Source organism: Roseobacter sp. S87 (assembly GCF_055693285.1).
This window is the reverse complement of the sequence record NZ_JBVFTR010000004.1, coordinates 55,915-73,223: the sequence shown is the minus strand read 5'-3', so window position 1 is coordinate 73,223 and position 17,309 is coordinate 55,915. Positions and strand designations below refer to the sequence as shown.

The following is a 17,309-nucleotide window of genomic DNA, read 5'->3' as shown; positions in this document are numbered from 1 at the left end:
CTTCATGCGGGCATACAGCCTTGGAGGATGTCCGCCCTTACATATTGGAGAGTATCAATGGCTGGAGAAATTCCGGATCTTGTCGCTCAGGAACGGACGGGGACAGGCAAGGGCGCCGCTCGTCAGGCACGCCGCGATGGCATGGTTCCTGGTATTGTTTTTGGTGGTGACACTGACCCGCTGCCGATCAACATCCCTTTCAACGTTCTGTTCAAGAAGTTGAAAGAAGGCCGGTTCAAGTCGACCCTGTTCAACATGAAAGTTGAAGGTCACGACGACGTGCGTGTGATCTGCCGCGACGTGCAGCGTCACGTGGTCAAGGATCTGCCAACGCATATCGACTTCATGCGCCTGCGCCGCACCACAAAAATCAACCTCTTCATCGCGGTTGAAGTTGTCGGCGACGATGTGGCCCCCGGCCTGAAAAAAGGTGGTGTGCTGACGCTGATCCGCCCCGAAGTCGAACTGGTTGTGACCGCGGGTGATATCCCGGATCACATCACCATCGACATTTCCGAAATGGAAATCGGCGACAACATCACGATCTCGTCCGTTGACCTGCCAGCAGGTGCAAAACCGACGATCGACCGTGATTTCGTGATCGCACAGATTTCCGCGCCAGCGGGTCTGGCCTCTTCGGATGACGAAGACGACGATGACGGCGAAGAGGGTGATGCACCCGAGGCCGAAGGCGACGCAGAAGAGTAAAGCCTTTCCCCATCGGGAACGGAGGATACGGGGCCCTTTGCGGCCCCGTATTTCGTTCCGGCAGCCCCGGTGCTATGCTGCAGCGCAACATCAGGGAGCTGAAATTTTGAAACTCATCGTCGGTCTGGGCAATCCGGGTCCAAAATACGCCGGAAACCGCCACAACATCGGATTCATGGCGCTCGACCGGATTGCGCAGGATCACGGGTTCGGCCCCTGGAAGGGCAAGCATCAGGGCAGTCTGAGCGAGGGCCGTTTCGGGTCCGACAGGGCGGTTCTGCTCAAGCCCGAAACCTTCATGAACAATTCCGGCCAGTCCGTGCAGGCGGCGCTGAAATTCTTCAAACTGGATCCCGAAGACGTTGTTGTGCTGCATGACGAGATCGACCTTGCCCCCGGCAAAGTAAAACACAAAGTCGGCGGCGGACATGCCGGCCACAACGGTCTGCGTTCGCTGCATGCTCATATCGGGCCGGATTACGCGCGTGTTCGTCTGGGCGTCGGTCATCCCGGTCACAAGGATCGCGTCCCGTCCTATGTCCTGCACGACTTTTCAAAAGCGGATCAGGAATGGCTGGATGATGTTCTGCGCGGCGTAAGTGATGGTGCGCCCTGGCTCGCAGCGGGAGATCCGTCAAAATTCATGAACGCAGTCGGCTTGCGGCTCAGCCCTCAAAGATCTGGCAGCGGCGAAAAAGGCACAGCCGCGCGGCCAAAAACTGCGGCAAAAGAAAAACCACCGGAGCAAACTGAAGAACCGTCAGACGAACGGTCAGCTATGCAGAAGCTGCTGGATCGTTTCCGGTGAACCTTCCCGACGCCTTTGCACATCAGGCTATCAGCTGCCGCGCTCTGGGCTCGCCGTTTATGGGCCAGCTTCTTGATCTGTTGGCCGGTCACTGGCCGCAGGATACTGCGCTTGCCCGGCATTTCGCAGCGTTCGACGGGGACATCGGCCCCGCAGGGCATTCTTTGCCTCTGCGTACAGCGGGCGGGCTTCATGCACTGGTTCTGAGCGGCCGGGCTCCAGACCTCGCCGCCGTTTATCCGCCGGCTGTGGTGGATGATGAAACGCTGCTTGCGGCCGTGATGTCCGCCCTGAATACGCATGAAGATTTCATGTTGGACTGGGTCAGAAGCCCGCCACAAACGAACGAGGTTCGCCGGTCAGCCGCGCTGATCGCCGGAGCAAGCGTTGCCGCTCAACACTTTGACCTGCCCTTCTGGCTTTCCGAACTCGGTGCCAGTGGTGGACTGAACCTGATGTGGGATCACTACGCGCTTGCCCTGCCCGGCATGACTACTGGCCCCGAAAATGCCGCCCTGACCCTTGCGCCGGACTGGGACGGCCCATTGCCCCCGTCCCAAAGGCCGGTCGTCGCCGACCGTCGTGGGGTCGATCTGAACCCTCTTGATCCGCGCCGCGCAGAGGATCTCCTCCGCCTTACCGCTTATCTGTGGCCCGACCAGCCGGAACGGCTTGCGCTCACCCGCGCGGCGGCTGCCGTGACGGATGCACAGATCGACCGCGACGATGCGATCGACTGGCTGGAGAAGAGGTTAGCGGAGGCGCCTGCGGGGCATGTGCATCTGATCCAGCATACGGTGGCATGGCAGTACTTCCCGGAAGAAGCCAGAACGCGGGGACGCAGAATGATTGAAACCGCCGGATCTGCTGCAACTTCCGAACGACCACTCGCGTGGCTGTCCATGGAAAGCGACGGCGATACAAAGGGTGGAATTGGTGCCGCACTGATCCTGCGGCTATGGCCCGGTGACGTTACCCTGAACCTCGGGCGCGCCGACTTTCACGGACGCTGGGTCCGGTGGCAGACGCCCTGACGGGCAGGAAGACAGGTAGGGTTATGCGCAGTTTCGGGAAATGGCTGGGACGAATTCTTCTGGCTCTCGTGCTGGCCGCAGCCGCGCTGGGTCTCTGGAAGATCGAAGAGATCAGACGCCTGATGGCGGTGAACAGCCTCTTTGAACCCGACCGGATTGTTAGGAATTTCAGCAACATGGACGCAGCCTTCCTGCACAGGGAGATCGACCGCGGCGACGGTCCGGTATCCCCCCTGCCCGCAGGGGAACCGATGCAGATGCCTGAGCGGCTGGACAGGTTCCTCACTGACCGCAATGCGACCTCTCTGCTGGTGCTCAGCGGCGGCAAAATCGTCTATGAAGATTACCTGCTGGGAACCGGGCCGAAAGATCTCCGGATCAGCTGGTCCATGGCCAAAAGCTACCTGTCCGCCCTGACAGGGATTCTGGTCGATAATGGCCTAATCCCTGACCTCGATGCACCTGTAACCGACTATGTTCCGGAGCTGGAGGGCGGGGCCTACAGTAACGCGACCATCCGCAATGTTCTGAACATGGCGACCGGTGTGACCTTTGACGAGGACTATCTGGACAAAGGTTCCGACATCAACCGGATGGGCCGTATTCTTGCCCTTGGCGGCGAGATGGACACCTTCGCCGCTGACCTGACCGAAACATTCGCCCCGCCGGGGGAGCAGTGGAAATACGTGTCCATCGACACCCACGTCCTGGGAATGGTGTTGCGGGCCGCCGGTGGGAAACCGGTTGTTGATCTGATGTCCGATTACGTCATCCGGCCGCTCGGCGTCGAACGCGCACCCTACTACCTGACGGATGGTACCGGCGTGGCCTTTGCGCTTGGGGGGCTGAACGTGACGACGCGCGATTATGCCCGTTTTGGCCAGATGTTCCTGCAGCGGGGGCGCTGGCAGGGCAATCAGATTGTGCCTGCGGACTGGGTTATCCTGTCCACAACCGCAAGCGCACCGACCAGCGGTGACCAGATGGGATATGGCTATCAGTGGTGGCTGCCGCGCGACGCAAGGCCGCGGGAATACATGGGGCGTGGCATTTACGGGCAATACCTCTACATCAACGAAACAGCGGATGTGGTGATCGTGCTCACAGCTGCGGATCGCCGGTTCCGGGACCGCACAGTACAGCGGGACAATCTGGAACTGTTCCGGGAGATCGCCGACAGGTTCTGAGGAGAACGGTATGGAAAAAGACGACAGCGTCAATGTCCTGGGCACACCGCTGACCGTGTGCGGCACCGACCCCGTAACAGGTTTTTTCCGGGACGGCAGCTGCAACACTTGTGCTGCTGACCGTGGAAGCCACACCGTCTGCGCCATCATGACAGCCGAGTTCCTAGCGTTCTCAAAGTATGTCGGCAACGACCTGTCGACGCCACGGCCGGAATTTGGTTTTGTTGGTCTGAAACCAGGTGATGCCTGGTGCCTGTGCGCCGGCCGGTTTCTGCAGGCGCATGACGACGGCTGCGCACCACAGGTCAACCTGGAAGCCACTCATGCGCGCGCGCTTGAAATCGTCCCGCTTGAGGTACTGCGCGCCTGCGCCGCTCACTGACAGGTTTTTCACGCAGCGGCAAACCGGGCTCCACGGACGTTCCGCCGAGATGCGGTTCAGCCACATTCAGCGCGACAGGCCGGATCCAGGGCGAAATAAAGCATAAACCTTCGGCCTATGACGGCCTGACTCATCCCAAAGTCCAATTCTGTTTCCTGCTCTGCCTGCTCAGATCGGGGCAACCGCAATGACGCGGAAACACAGAAAACGAAAAGGATGACGCAATGATCAAACACAGCAAAACGCTTCTTCTGGCCGGACTTCTTATTCCCGGTGCAGCATTTTCAGACATCAGCAAGGGTGATGTGCTTGGCGTTTCTGCCGAAGCAATCACCGCCGCTGTGGAAGCGCAGGGATATTCCGGTGCAAAGGTGGAAGTCGAGGACGGCGAAATCGAAGTGGAAGCGTTTCTGAACGGGCAGGAATACGAAATCGAAGTGTCGTCCGAAACCGGCGAGGTCCTGGCTGTCTACAGGGATGATGACGATCATGATGATAACGACGATGATGACGATGGCGCAGATGATTACGATGATGACGCGGATGATCATGACGATGATGACAGCGAAAGCGACGATGACTAACGTCGCCCGGGTGCGCCTGAAAAACCGGGCGCATCCTTTCATCTGCTGAGGAACCTTCATGTCACGTACCGCCATCCTCTGGTCACTCTTTGCGCTTCAGGCGATCTGTTGCGCCTATTTCCTGATGGACATCACGTGGGATCTGCTCTGGCCGGGGTTCTACAACCGCTGGGCCGAAAGCGATGTGATTGAAGCGCTCGTTACCCTTGCCCTTTTTCTGGGCCTTGTCTTCACCGGTAACGAGCTGAGATCTCTGCTGGGGCGGCAGACTGAACTCGAGGACCAGATCAGGATCGCGTCAGGTGCCTTCAGCGAAGTGCTGGAAGCACGCTTTCACGACTGGTCCCTGACCGCCGCCGAACGCGAAGTGGCCATCCTGGCGATCAAAGGCTTTTCCATCGCCGAGATGGCCGATCTGCGGGACACAAAACAGGGCACCATCAAAGCGCAATGTGCCTCGGTCTACCGCAAAGCGGACGTCGCGGGCCGGCTGCAGTTACTCAGCATCTTTCTTGATGACCTCATCGCTGACGATCTTGTCAGCACCGGTCAACCCAGATCCGCGCAAGGATAATTCATGCATCCCTTCGGTGTACTTCTGATCGCCGAAACGACGCTCTTTCCGGCTGTTCAGCTCCTGTCACTTCCGGATATAGCGGAAGGGACAGCCCTCTTTTCACAGTGTCCTGGGTCCCACTGAAGGCTGACCACCCGATCAGGCGAATTCACCCATCTCGAACCCGAGCGCCCGCGCGACAGTGAAAATATCCTTGTCCCCGCGTCCGCACATGTTCATGCAGATGATGTGATCAGCGGGCAGTTCCGGTGCGATTTTCATCACATGGGCCAGCGCGTGGCTGGGCTCCAGCGCCGGAATAATACCTTCCAGCTCACAGCAGAGCTGGAACGCCTCAAGCGCTTCTTTGTCCGTGATCGCTACGTATTCGGCACGCCCGATATCATGCAGCCACGCGTGTTCCGGCCCGATACCCGGATAGTCCAGACCCGCTGAAATAGAGAACCCTTCGAGGATCTGACCGTCGTCGTCCTGCAGCAGATAGGTCCGGTTGCCATGCAACACGCCCGGCCTGCCGCCTGTCAGCGACGCGCAGTGCTCCATTTTCTCATTGACGCCTTTCCCACCGGCCTCAACACCGATGATGCCGACTTCCTTGTCGTCGAGGAAAGGATAAAACAGGCCCATCGCGTTCGAGCCACCACCAATTGCCGCGATCACAGTGTCCGGCAGGCGGCCCTCTGCGGCGGTCATCTGGTCTCGCACTTCTTTGCCGATGATCGACTGGAAATCACGGACCATGGCGGGATACGGATGCGGTCCCGCAACGGTTCCGATGCAATAGAATGTGTCGCGCACGTTGGTGACCCAGTCGCGCAGCGCGTCGTTCATCGCGTCCTTGAGCGTGCCCCGGCCAGAGGTCACAGGCACAACTTCCGCGCCCAGCAGACGCATCCGGAAGACATTGGGTGCCTGGCGTTCGACATCATGCGCGCCCATGTAGACGACGCATTTCAGGCCAAACTTGGCGCAGACAGTTGCTGTTGCGACACCGTGCTGACCGGCGCCGGTTTCGGCGATGATGCGGTTCTTGCCCATGCGGCGCGCCAGGATGATCTGGCCCAGCACGTTGTTGATCTTGTGCGCGCCGGTGTGGTTCAGTTCGTCACGCTTCATGTATACTTTCGCGCCGCCCAGATGTTCGGTCAGGCGCTCAGCATGATAGAGCGGGCTCGGACGTCCGACATAATGCGTCCACAGATCATCCATTTCCGCCCAGAATGACGCGTCGGTTTTGGCCTTCTCGTATTGTTCCTCAAGCTCCAGAATGAGGGGCATGAGGGTTTCAGACACAAACCGCCCGCCAAACTTGCCAAAGCGTCCCTGCTCATCAGGTCCGGTCATAAAGGAGTTGAAAAGATCGTTGGCCATAACGCACCCGTTTTCCGCATGTGGCGTTCTGCCTACCGCGCGGCGTCAGCGGAAACAAGGCGTTTTGAGATCAACAGGAGCGACGATTGCGCGCGCCGGCGGGGACAGAACCGGCACGCGCTGCGACAGATCAGTCCGCCGCGTAAATCACCGGGGTTGCCGGCGACGCAGAGGCCTCGCCGGTAAACTGCATGATGACATATTCGCCGGCATCCGTTCCGGTCTCACTGCCGGTCCCGGACAGCAGAGCCGTCACGGTGCTCAGTCCGGTGACAAGAATAGCTGCGGCGGCAATGGTTGCTCGGAAAGTCATGGGTACGGCCTTTGAAACAGATAAAACGGGATACAGGAAATGCCCTGTACGACCTTTTTAGCCCTTTTTGCATGTCCGTTCTGTGAACCAGGTTACCCAGGTCAGATTTTTTTGCGGCAACCAAAAATTCCCGGATCAGACCGGTGTCTTTCCGGCCCGGTGCGGTCTCCACACCTGACGAGACATCGACCTGCCGTGCGCCCGTGAGACGAACAGCCTCCGCCACGTTTTCGGGTGTCAGCCCCCCGGCGAGCATCCACGGTTTGCTCCAGTATTTGCGGTCCGCAAGCAGCCGCCAGTCAAATGACAGACCATTGCCACCCGGCAGGTCCGCATTCTGCGGAGGTTTAGCATCGATCAGCAGCTGATCTGCCACCGCCGCATAGGTATCGATCGCCGAAAGGTCGGAGCTGTCCGCCACGCCGATCGCTTTCATCACAGGGAGGCCGTAGCGCGCACGGATTTCCGCTACACGTTCAGGTGCCTCGCTGCCGTGCAACTGAAGCATGTCGAGCGGAACTGTTTCCGTCAGCGTATCCAGAAAACCGTTGTTCTCATTCACCACCAGCGCAACCTTTGCCAGCCCCGGGGGGGCTTCGAGCGCGAGAGAGGCAGCATCTGATACGGAAATATTGCGAGGGGATTTTGCAAAAAACACGAAACCGCAATAGGCCGCACCGGCTTCTGCCGCGGCACGGACATGTGCAGGGTCGGTCAGCCCGCAAATCTTTACTGCTGTTTCAGTTACCATATCGGGTGTTGAGCACAGCGTCGCGCGACAGGCAACCGGAAACGCCCGGTCAGGTCAGCCCGCCTGCTCCAGCATGGCCAGGACTTCGTCCTTGCCCTCGTGCTTTTCGCCTTTCAGCTTTGCCACCTCGCGCTGAAGGCGGCGCAGTTCGCGGGCCTGACGGGAGGCCTCGGCACGCTGTGTATGCTCGCGGATCCACTCCCAGACAAATCCAACAAGCAGGCCAACGACAATACCGCCGAAAATCACCAGAAACAGCGGCAGCTCAATACTGGGATTTACCGCAAACCAGCCCGCAACCTCTGATGGGATCAGCTGCAGCGACACGATCCCCCGGTTGGCAATCGCCACGGCAATCAGTGCCGCACCAAATACTGCGATACAGGCGTAGCGGATATAACGCATCAGGCCTTCCCGTTCAGACGGTCACGGAGCAGTTTGCCGGTCTTGAAGAAAGGCACGTGCTTTTCTTCGACATGAACGGTTTCACCGGTGCGCGGGTTACGTCCGACCCGGGCGTCACGCTTTTTGACGGAAAACGCGCCAAACCCACGCAGTTCCACCCGGTCTCCTCTCGACATGGCGCCAGTCACCTCTTCGAAGATCGTGTTCACGATCCGCTCCACGTCTCTTTGGTAAAGATGTGGATTTTCGTCTGCGATCTTCTGAATCAGCTCAGACCGTATCATAGCGCCCCCCGGTGATTATCTCTTTCCCTCGCAGGTGGAGTATAGGAAGGTTTCCGGCATTCCGAAAGCAGCGGATGTGCCATGAGCCGTGGTTTTTAGCGACGGAACACCCTGTTTTGGCGTCATTTTTCATTTGACCAGGCCGGAATCAGCGCAATTCCGGTTGCCGCGTCGCAGCGGCACTGTCATGATTCGTGACGTGAAACGCGGCGGCGGCCGGTGAACGCCGGGCCCCATTTGCCGATGCGGCCGTTCATATACCCCAAAAGGAGCAGGCACATGTCACAGGAAGATCACCACGATTGCGTGGTCGCCATCGGCGCCTCAGCCGGCGGGATCGAAGCTGTGGTTACGCTGTTGTCACAGCTGCCCGAAGGCCTGAACGCGCCCGTCGTTGTCGCCATCCACAGTCAGGCCGGATCTCAGCTGAAGGAGATCCTCGATCATACTTTCAATCTCGACGTTCGCACGCTCAGGGACGGCGACACCGTGAGAAAGGGCGTCATCTATGTGGTGCCCGGCGCCACCCATGCTTTTTTCAGGGACGGACGTGTCCGGCTGTCCGAACCTGTGCGGGATTCCGGATTTCGCCCCTCAATCGACGGGCTTTTCATGACCCTGGCGGCGGAATACGGAGAACGCGCCATCGCTGTGGTGTTGTCCGGCACAATGAACGACGGCATGCGGGGCGCTCAGATCGTGCATGACATGGGCGGGCGGACGATCGTTCAGAACCCTGAAGATGCACGTTTCGAAAGCATGCCGATGAATGTCATTCTGGCGGACCACCCCCGCAAGATCCTCTCGGCCGGGGATCTCGGGCTTTGGCTGGCGGATACCCTTGGGCCACACGCCGGCTGAACAGCGACACCGGACGACCGACACACAGCTGAACGAAAAACCCCGCGCACTGCGCGGGGTTCTCTCAGTGTTTTTCAGACATTGACCTGTCAGTCGTCGCCTTTGTTGAGCGCGGCACCCAGGATATCGCCCAGCGATGCACCGGAGTCCGAGGAGCCATACTGTTCCACGGCTTCTTTCTCTTCGGCGATCTCACGTGCTTTGATCGACACGCCCAGACGGCGGGCTTTGTTGTCAACGTTGGTGATGCGAACGTCCACCTTGTCACCGACCGAGAAACGCTCAGGGCGCTGTTCGGCACGATCACGGCTGAGGTCGGAGCGGCGGATGAAGGATTTCATGCCTTCGTATTCCACTTCGATACCACCATCTTCGATCGCGGTCACGGACACGGTCACGATGGAACCGCGCTTCACGCCACCTACGGCTTCGGCGAACTTGTCGCCACCAACAGCTTTGATCGACAGGGAGATACGCTCTTTCTCAACATCCACTTCAGAGACAACGGCCTGAACCATGTCGCCTTTGCGGTAGTCCTGGATAGCTTCCTCGCCACGCTGGTCCCAGCTGAGGTCGCTGAGGTGCACCATGCCGTCGATGTCGCCGTCGAGACCAACGAACAGACCGAATTCGGTGATGTTCTTGACTTCGCCTTCGACCTCTGTGCCCTCGGGATGTGTCTCGGCAAAGACTTCCCACGGGTTGCGCATGGTCTGCTTGAGGCCCAGGGACACGCGGCGCTTGGCACCGTCGATTTCCAGAACCATGACTTCGACTTCCTGAGAGGTGGAGACGATTTTGCCCGGATGCACATTCTTCTTGGTCCAGGACATTTCGGAGACGTGGACAAGACCCTCGACACCGGCTTCCAGTTCCACGAACGCACCGTAGTCGGTGATGTTGGTCACGCGGCCTGTGTGCACCGATTCCAGCGGGTACTTCGCCGCTACCAGATCCCATGGATCTTCCTGCAGCTGCTTCATACCAAGGCTGATGCGGTGTGTTTCCTTGTTGATCTTGATGACCTGAACTTTAATGGTCTCGCCGATCGACAGGATTTCGGACGGGTGGTTCACACGGCGCCATGCCATGTCTGTGACGTGCAGCAGGCCGTCGACACCGCCAAGGTCAACGAACGCACCGTATTCGGTGATGTTCTTGACGACACCGTCCACGGTCTGACCTTCGGAGAGGTTGCCAATGACTTCTGCGCGCTGTTCGGCGCGGGATTCTTCGAGGATCGCACGGCGCGACACAACGATGTTGCCCCGGCGGCGGTCCATTTTCAGGATCTGGAACGGCTGCTTGAGACCCATCAGAGGGCCTGCGTCGCGCACAGGGCGCACATCAACCTGAGAGCCGGGCAGGAAGGCTACCGCACCACCGAGATCGACAGTAAAGCCACCTTTGACGCGGCCAAAGATAGCGCCTTCGACACGCTCTTCGTCTGCGTATGCTTTTTCCAGACGGTCCCATGCTTCTTCGCGGCGCGCCATCTCGCGCGAGATCACAGCCTCGCCGCGTGCGCTTTCGACCTGGCGGAGGAACACCTCTACCTCGTCACCTACGTCAATTTTGGGAGCTTCGCCCGGATCAGCGAATTCTTTGAGCTCGACGCGGCCTTCCATTTTGTAGCCTACGTCGATAATGGCCTGGCCCGCTTCGATCGCGATAACCTTGCCTTTGACAACTGACCCCTCCTGGGGTGTGTCCATTTCGAAGCTTTCGTTCAGGAGTGCTTCAAACTCGTCCATCATATTTGCCATGTGGCGTCGTTTTCCTAACATTAATGTGTTTCTGGCCGTGCGGTTGTCTCCGCCGGTCTTTGGATTGGTCTGCCGCTCACCGGGACCGGTGCTCAGAACAAACGAAGGGCCGGTTTTTCACCGACCCTGCTCGTATGCTGTGCCGCACAGGCTGTTCCCGCCTCGTCAACGCCCGCGCGTATAGGCCTAATTCAGCCGGCCTGCAAGCATTTATGCGCCTTTGCAGCGGTCCGCCGCCGGCCCGGATGCCCTGTACAGCACTTGACTATGCCCGCCTGAGCTTCATGTTTCCTTTGGGACTGGGAGAACAATATGCAGCCGGGATTTCTGCTGTATGCATCCAGACTGGATGCGCCAATGGGTTTCAGGGCATTGAATGCCCTGCTTGACGTCAGTCAGAAAAACAACCGGCGTGACGACATTACCGGCTTTCTGCACATCGAAGATCAGATTGTTCTGCAGTACCTTGAAGGGCCGACGTTCCAACTTGGCGTGACAGTCGACCGTATCCGCCATGATCCGCGGCACAGCGGGTTCACCATCCTCTCTCATGGCAACGCTGAACGGCGCTGTTTCGACGGCTGGAACATGGCACTGGTCGAATGCACGACGATGGCCATAGCAGATCTTATGGGCCGTCACTGCACGCGGATCACCGAGCTCGCCGCCGAAAACCCGGCTGATCTGATCAATCTGCTGTCGGCCAACGCTTCGCTGCTGAACGACCGGTACCGGGTCGCCTGAAGGGCCGGACTACAAATCCTGGCCCTTGCGCAGCTCCTCAAACAGCTCCTCGTAGATGCCGTTTGAATCACCGCCACCGAAAATGTTGGCACCACCCGAATAGGTCTGCCCATAGGTGCGCGCGACATTCACGGTCTGCGCCAGTCCCGACAGGAACTGATCCCGCTCCAGCGGGGACAGCGGATGTATGAAAACGCCCCATAGCCGCCCCTGGGCCACGGCATAGCGTGCATCCAGAGCACTGTCGAAATTGGCCTGCATCAGGCGCATCAGCTCCGCCGGATCAAGTCCGTCTGCTGCCCGGATCGGCACCATGGCCCGCATCCGGTCTGCACGGGCATCGGCGATGACGATAACCGGGATGTCCTGCACGGTGAACTCAATCGAAGGTCCCCGCGCCTGCGCTTCGGGATCAATTGACAGAATAATCTCCGCCAGCCGGGGCATGGTCATGGGCGGCTCACCGGCCGGCGAAGGCTGGTCCGGGGACGCCTCCTGTGCTGCTGCAAAGCTGCCAATCCACAGCAGCATGATTGAAACGAGCAGTTTTTTCATCGTGAACCTCCGGCCTTCACAGTCAGTCAGAGGCTAGGGCGGTCGCTCCCCTAAATCCATGCACCCTTTGGTGATCTGACTGAAACACGTAGGCTACGCTGGTGTAAAAACTGATCACACGCTATGCTGGTATCGTTGCGGGGAAGAGGACAGCACACTGGAACTGACTGTAGAATCGGCATTTTCCACCGGTGGGATGGTGGGACATCTGTCCTATCTGCTGCTGGTGGTTTCCATGATGATGCGCACGATCACGATGCTGCGTCTGCTGGTGATCGCGTCTGCCTTCGTAGCGATTGCCTATGACATCGTCTGGCTCAAGGATCCGGTGGGGGTATTCTGGGAAACCCTTCTGGTTCTCGTAAACATCATTCAGATCTCGCGCGAATGGTTCAGCGAAAGGCGGGTCAGGTTTACGCCGGATGAGCAGAAATTCGTCTCTTCGCGGCTTCGCGGTGTGTCAAAACGTGACGCCAAACGGCTGCTCAATCTCGGTCGCTGGACCGAAGGCGCACCCGGAACGGTACTGACAACCGAAGGCGATCCTGTCCCGAATGTCGTCTATCTGGTGTCCGGCCGGGTGGACATCCTTTGCTCGGACGTGCTCGTCGGCACCTGTGGTCCGGGCAACTTTGTGGGCGAAATGTCCATTCTTGCGGAAGAGCCCGCCTCTGCCACCGCAGTGGTCGCGGAAACGGCGCGCTACTGGCTGATCTCGTCTGACAAGCTGCGCGTGCTGCAGGACACGGACCCGCAGGTATCCGGCGCGCTTGATGTCGGCATTGCGCGTGACCTGCGCCGCAAAATCATCGCTGCCAATACTGAGCGCAGCGCAACCCCTCAAGACTAAACGTTCCGGCGCTGATCAATCACCGCAATTGCCGCCTCAACGGCGGCTTCAATTGACATGTCTGATGTGTCAATTTCCGTTGCATCCGGCGCCGCCACGAGCGGCGCTGTTGCGCGGTCGCGGTCGCGCGCATCTCTTTCCCTGACGTCTGCAAGGACCTGCTCCGGGCTCACCTCAGCGCCGGCGGCCACAAGTTCGCTGTATCTGCGCTGTGCGCGGACCTCCGCGCTCGCGGTTACAAAGAGCTTTGCCTCGGCCTGCGGACAGATCACCGTACCAATGTCACGGCCGTCCAGAACAGCGCCGCCCGCCCGCCGCGCGAAACTTCTCTGAAAATCGACCAGCGCGGCCCTGACCTCGGGCAGAACAGCGACACGGCTTGCGGCCTGTGCCACTTCCGGCGTGCGCAGATCACCGGTGCGGGTGTCTTCAGATGTCAGCGTCCGGGCGGCATCCACCGGGTCCTGCCCCAAAAGCATTCTGGCCCCGACGGCGCGGTAAAGAAGCCCGGTATCAAGATGCGCGCACCCGAAATGGGCCGCGACTGCGCGTGAAATGGTGCCCTTGCCCGCAGCCGCCGGCCCATCAATCGCGATCGTGAACGGGCCGGTCACAGGACCCTCAGCTGTTGTCGCGCACAAGCTGCGCGCCAAGTTCCGCCATCAGCGGTTCAAACACCGGAAAGGACGTGGCAATCGGCCCTCCGTCATCGACGCTGACAGGGGTCTGCGTGGCCATCCCGAGGATCAGAAATGACATAGCAATCCGGTGATCGAGGTGACTTGCACATGTCGCACCACCAGGCACATTGCCATGACCCGCCCCGGTGACCACCCACCAGTCCGGACCGTCCTCTACAGTGATGCCATTCGCGCGCAGTCCCGTGGCCATCGCGTCAATCCGGTCGCTTTCCTTCACCCGGAGCTCTTTGACGCCCCGCATAACTGTGTCACCTGCGGCAAAGGAGGCGACAACCGACAGGATCGGGTATTCGTCGATCATACTGGCCGCACGCGCCTCAGGCACTTCAATGCCCTTCAGATCAGGAGAGAACCGCGCCCGCAGGTCCGCAACCGGTTCCCCGCCTTCCGTGCGTTCATTCTCATAGGTCAGATCCGCGCCCATCTCCCGCAGGGTGGTGAACAGACCGGCACGGGTGGGGTTCAGGCCAATGCCCGGCACCAGAACATCAGAACCCGGCACGATCAGAGCCGCACAGACAGGAAAGGCGGCAGAAGACGGGTCCCGCGGCACGGCGATCTTTTGGGGTTTAAGTTCAGGCTGCCCGGTCAGCGTGATCACGCGGCCTGTTTCCGTTTCTTCGGTCGTGATTTCTGCACCGAAACCTGCCAGCATCCGTTCCGTGTGATCGCGCGTTGCCTCCGCTTCTGTGACCACAGTCTTACCCGGTGCATTCAGACCGGCCAGCAACACGGCAGATTTCACCTGTGCCGAGGGTACCGGCACGGTATATTCCACAGGAACAGGATCTGCGGCCCCGACTATGGTCATCGGCAGCCGGCCCCCGGACCGCCCATGAGACTGCGTCCCGAACAGCGCCAGCGGATCCGTCACGCGCGCCATCGGCCGGCCGTTCAGCGACGCATCACCTGTAAAGGTTGCGGTGATACCCGTCGTCGCCATCGCTCCCATGATCAGGCGCACGCCCGTGCCCGAGTTGCCACAGTCGATGACCTGATCCGGCTCCGCAAAGCCACCGGTACCAACGCCATTCACCGTCCATGTGCCGCCGCCGTGATCCGTCACTTTTGCGCCGAACGCCCGCATCGCGCGGGCGGTGTCGAGCACGTCCTGGCCTTCCAGCAGACCGGTGATTTCGGTCTCGCCAACACTCAGCGCGCCGAGGATCAGCGATCTGTGGGAGATGGATTTATCCCCCGGCACCCGCGCCTCACCGGTCAGTGGACCGCAGGGGCGGGACGTCATCGGGATAGGGGTGCCGTGGCTGGACATAGCATTTTCCGCTTTTCAGTATTCCTGCGCGGTGGCTTATCGTCTCGGCTTCCGGGGGTCCAGCCCGTTGTCGCGCGCGACCCTCTCAGATGCGCCGGAAGGTCAGATAATGCGGCGTGCGGCCTTCCCGGATGGCCTTCTGCTCATAGCGGGTGGAAATCCAGTCGCTCCACGGCGTGCGCCAGTCCTGTGGCGTTTCGGCAAGCCACTCAAATCCGGATTTCGGCACTTCCTCCAGGGTTTGGCGGACGTAATCCTCAATGTCTGTGGCGACCCTGAAAATGGCCCCTGACTTCAGCACCCGTGCCAGCGGCACCAGATGCTCTTCGGTGACAAACCGGCGGCGATGGTGCCGCGTCTTCGGCCAGGGATCCGGATAGAGCAGAAACGCACGGTCCACCGACCCGGCCGGCAACACATCCATCAGATCGCGCGCATCACCGGGGTGCACCGCAACGTTTTCCGCACCCGCCCGCCGGATTTTGCCCAGCAGCATGGCAACACCATTGATGTAGGGCTCCGCCCCCAAAACACCGATATCAGGGTTCGATACCGCCTGGTGCACCATGTGCTCACCACCGCCAAACCCGATCTCCAGCCAGACAGGCCGCCCCTCAAACAGCGCCGCCGTATCCAGAGGGGTGCGGTCCGGGTTCTCTTCCCATGTCACCGGCCCCGGTGACAGGTCCGCCAGGTCTTCTGCAAGATATCTTTGCTGCGATTGCTTCAGCGCCTTGCCTTTGAGGCGGCCATAGAAATTGCGCCGGGGACGTTCTGGTATGCTTGTCATGACTGCCCTTTAGCGCCGGGAACGACCCACCGCAACACAGCAGACGCTTGTCATCGTGCGGCATCCGGTCAGTGCCGGAGGCAATGACCGGAGACATGTCGTGCAGCGCAGCTGCGCCTAAGGATCAGACAGCGCCTTTCAACGCGTCGACCAGGTCCGTCTTTTCCCAGCTGAAGCCGCCATCGGCTTCCGGCGCGCGGCCAAAGTGACCATAAGCCGCCGTGCGGGCATAGATGGGGCGATTCAGCTGAAGATGCTCGCGTATGCCGCGCGGTGTCAGATCGATCACCTGGGATATCGCCGTCTCGATGGCACTGTCCACCACCTGTCCGGTCCCGAATGTATCGCAGTAGATCGACAATGGCTTGGACACACCAATCGCATAGCTCAGCTGGATCGTGCAGCGGTCCGCCAGACCGGCGGCCACCACATTCTTTGCCAGATAGCGCGACACATAGGCTGCCGACCGGTCCACTTTGGTGGGGTCCTTACCGGAAAACGCGCCGCCACCATGAGGTGCGGCCCCGCCGTATGTGTCCACTATGATCTTACGTCCGGTCAGACCGGCATCCCCGTCCGGACCACCGATCACAAACGTACCCGTCGGGTTCACCCACCATTCCGTTTCATCCGTGATCCATCCTTCCGGCAGAACCTCGCGGATATAGGGTTCCACGATGGCGCGGATATCATCGGATGTCTGGCTTTCCTCCGCATGCTGCGTCGACAGCACAAGCGAGGTCACACCAACCGGTTTTCCATTTTCATATCTGACGGACAGCTGGCTTTTGGCGTCGGGACGCAGGGTCGGCTCTGTGCCATCTTTGCGTACTTCCGCAAGCCTCCGCAGAACAGCATGGGCATAGTGAATAGGTGCCGGCATGAGCTCTGGCGTCTCATTCGTGGCAAACCCGAACATAATCCCCTGGTCGCCCGCGCCTTCGTCCTTGTCCGCAGCCGCGTCGACGCCCTGCGCGATATGCGCAGACTGTTCATGCAGCAGGTTCGTGATCTCGCAGGTCGCGTGGTGGAACTTGTCCTGCTCATACCCGATGTCTTTTATGCAGGCGCGCGCGATATCCTCGATGCGGCCCATATAATCGTGCAGTTTCTCTTTGTCGGACAGCCCGACCTCACCACCGATCACCACACGGTTCGTCGTTGCGAAGGTTTCTGCGGCGACCCGTGCTTCGGGTTCTTCCGTCAGAAAGGCATCAAGCACCGCATCGGAGATCCGGTCACACACCTTATCGGGATGACCCTCGGAAACCGATTCCGAGGTGAAAACATAATTCTGTCGGGACATTTCGCGCTCCATTAGCAAAAACACGCCCGTCAGGAAGCCGTTGGGCGCACCCGCAGCAG

At 59.8% G+C, this 17,309-nt stretch carries 19 protein-coding genes, 1 pseudogene and 1 riboswitch; of the genes and pseudogenes, 10 read left to right on the top strand and 10 right to left on the bottom strand.

The window, feature by feature from the left end; translation table 11 throughout:
• Positions 1-57: 57 nt before the first annotated feature.
• The 7 genes from ACZ1HA_RS01200 to ACZ1HA_RS01170 all read left to right on the top strand — a co-directional run bounded on the left by ACZ1HA_RS01200 (position 58) and on the right by ACZ1HA_RS01170 (position 5,277).
• Positions 58-708, top strand: a complete 651-nt coding sequence (locus ACZ1HA_RS01200) for a 50S ribosomal protein L25/general stress protein Ctc (protein WP_472712552.1) — start codon at positions 58-60, stop codon at positions 706-708.
• A gap of 106 nt (positions 709-814) precedes the next feature.
• A complete protein-coding gene (gene pth / locus ACZ1HA_RS01195; RefSeq protein ID WP_375228751.1) occupies positions 815-1,516 on the top strand; it encodes an aminoacyl-tRNA hydrolase in 702 nt (233 codons plus the stop codon).
• The gene (locus ACZ1HA_RS01190) at positions 1,513-2,550 is read left to right on the top strand and encodes a DUF2332 domain-containing protein (RefSeq protein ID WP_472712551.1); all 1,038 of its coding nucleotides are present in this window, start codon (positions 1,513-1,515) and stop codon (positions 2,548-2,550) included. The genes pth and ACZ1HA_RS01190 overlap by 4 nt, the downstream gene beginning before the upstream one ends.
• A gap of 23 nt (positions 2,551-2,573) precedes the next feature.
• Positions 2,574-3,737, top strand: a complete 1,164-nt coding sequence (locus ACZ1HA_RS01185) for a serine hydrolase domain-containing protein (protein WP_472712550.1) — start codon at positions 2,574-2,576, stop codon at positions 3,735-3,737.
• Between the two features lie 10 nt (positions 3,738-3,747).
• Complete coding sequence (locus tag ACZ1HA_RS01180) at positions 3,748-4,119, top strand: DUF2237 family protein (protein WP_472712549.1); 372 nt, start codon at positions 3,748-3,750, stop codon at positions 4,117-4,119.
• 224 nt (positions 4,120-4,343) lie between these two features.
• Positions 4,344-4,703, top strand: coding sequence for a PepSY domain-containing protein (locus ACZ1HA_RS01175; protein ID WP_472712548.1), 360 nt, complete (start codon positions 4,344-4,346; stop codon positions 4,701-4,703).
• Between the two features lie 58 nt (positions 4,704-4,761).
• Positions 4,762-5,277, top strand: a complete 516-nt coding sequence (locus tag ACZ1HA_RS01170) for a helix-turn-helix transcriptional regulator (protein WP_472712547.1) — start codon at positions 4,762-4,764, stop codon at positions 5,275-5,277.
• A 141-nt stretch (positions 5,278-5,418) separates the two neighbouring features.
• On the opposite strand, the gene trpB is transcribed toward ACZ1HA_RS01170, so the two are convergent.
• The 4 genes and pseudogenes from trpB to ihfB form a co-directional block, all read right to left on the bottom strand.
• Positions 5,419-6,651: a tryptophan synthase subunit beta gene (gene trpB, locus ACZ1HA_RS01165; RefSeq protein WP_472712546.1), complete on the bottom strand. Its 1,233-nt coding sequence runs from the start codon at positions 6,649-6,651 to the stop codon at positions 5,419-5,421.
• Positions 6,652-7,073: 422 nt separating this feature from the next.
• Positions 7,074-7,715: pseudogene (locus tag ACZ1HA_RS01160) on the bottom strand (phosphoribosylanthranilate isomerase); the annotation flags it as partial.
• Between the two features lie 54 nt (positions 7,716-7,769).
• Positions 7,770-8,120 (bottom strand): lipopolysaccharide assembly protein LapA domain-containing protein, encoded by a 351-nt coding sequence (locus ACZ1HA_RS01155; RefSeq protein ID WP_375228757.1) that lies wholly within the window; start codon positions 8,118-8,120, stop codon positions 7,770-7,772.
• On the bottom strand, positions 8,120-8,404 hold the full coding sequence (ihfB, locus tag ACZ1HA_RS01150; protein ID WP_375228758.1) for an integration host factor subunit beta: 285 nt from the start codon (positions 8,402-8,404) through the stop codon (positions 8,120-8,122). The genes ACZ1HA_RS01155 and ihfB overlap by 1 nt, the downstream gene beginning before the upstream one ends.
• Positions 8,405-8,683: 279 nt before the next feature.
• Here ihfB and ACZ1HA_RS01145 point away from each other — a divergent pair, with 279 nt between their 5' ends.
• On the top strand, positions 8,684-9,265 hold the full coding sequence (locus tag ACZ1HA_RS01145) for a chemotaxis protein CheB (RefSeq protein ID WP_375228759.1): 582 nt from the start codon (positions 8,684-8,686) through the stop codon (positions 9,263-9,265).
• An 89-nt stretch (positions 9,266-9,354) separates the two neighbouring features.
• On the opposite strand, the gene rpsA is transcribed toward ACZ1HA_RS01145, so the two are convergent.
• Entirely contained in the window at positions 9,355-11,031 is a 1,677-nt protein-coding gene (gene rpsA / locus ACZ1HA_RS01140; RefSeq protein WP_375228760.1) for a 30S ribosomal protein S1, read from the bottom strand.
• Positions 11,032-11,343: 312 nt separating this feature from the next.
• On the opposite strand from rpsA, the gene ACZ1HA_RS01135 reads away from it, so the two are divergent.
• On the top strand, positions 11,344-11,775 hold the full coding sequence (locus ACZ1HA_RS01135) for a BLUF domain-containing protein (RefSeq protein ID WP_472712545.1): 432 nt from the start codon (positions 11,344-11,346) through the stop codon (positions 11,773-11,775).
• Between the two features lie 9 nt (positions 11,776-11,784).
• Here the strand turns inward: ACZ1HA_RS01135 and ACZ1HA_RS01130 are convergent, their stop codons facing one another.
• A complete protein-coding gene (locus ACZ1HA_RS01130) occupies positions 11,785-12,330 on the bottom strand; it encodes a hypothetical protein (RefSeq protein ID WP_472712544.1) in 546 nt (181 codons plus the stop codon).
• Positions 12,331-12,526: 196 nt separating this feature from the next.
• On the opposite strand from ACZ1HA_RS01130, the gene ACZ1HA_RS01125 reads away from it, so the two are divergent.
• The gene (locus ACZ1HA_RS01125; protein ID WP_472712543.1) at positions 12,527-13,180 is read left to right on the top strand and encodes a Crp/Fnr family transcriptional regulator; all 654 of its coding nucleotides are present in this window, start codon (positions 12,527-12,529) and stop codon (positions 13,178-13,180) included.
• Here the strand turns inward: ACZ1HA_RS01125 and ACZ1HA_RS01120 are convergent.
• From ACZ1HA_RS01120 to metK, 4 genes are all read right to left on the bottom strand, one after another.
• Positions 13,177-13,794, bottom strand: a complete 618-nt coding sequence (locus ACZ1HA_RS01120; protein ID WP_375228764.1) for a (d)CMP kinase — start codon at positions 13,792-13,794, stop codon at positions 13,177-13,179. The two genes, ACZ1HA_RS01125 and ACZ1HA_RS01120, sit on opposite strands and share 4 nt — an antisense overlap.
• A gap of 7 nt (positions 13,795-13,801) precedes the next feature.
• Positions 13,802-15,154, bottom strand: coding sequence for a 3-phosphoshikimate 1-carboxyvinyltransferase (aroA, locus tag ACZ1HA_RS01115; RefSeq protein ID WP_472712542.1), 1,353 nt, complete (start codon positions 15,152-15,154; stop codon positions 13,802-13,804).
• Between the two features lie 85 nt (positions 15,155-15,239).
• A complete protein-coding gene (gene trmB / locus ACZ1HA_RS01110) occupies positions 15,240-15,944 on the bottom strand; it encodes a tRNA (guanosine(46)-N7)-methyltransferase TrmB (RefSeq protein ID WP_375228766.1) in 705 nt (234 codons plus the stop codon).
• A gap of 124 nt (positions 15,945-16,068) precedes the next feature.
• Positions 16,069-17,250: a methionine adenosyltransferase gene (gene metK / locus ACZ1HA_RS01105; protein WP_472712541.1), complete on the bottom strand. Its 1,182-nt coding sequence runs from the start codon at positions 17,248-17,250 to the stop codon at positions 16,069-16,071.
• Between the two features lie 4 nt (positions 17,251-17,254).
• Positions 17,255-17,302: riboswitch (SAM-SAH riboswitch) on the bottom strand.
• Between the last annotated feature and the right edge of the window lie 7 nt (positions 17,303-17,309).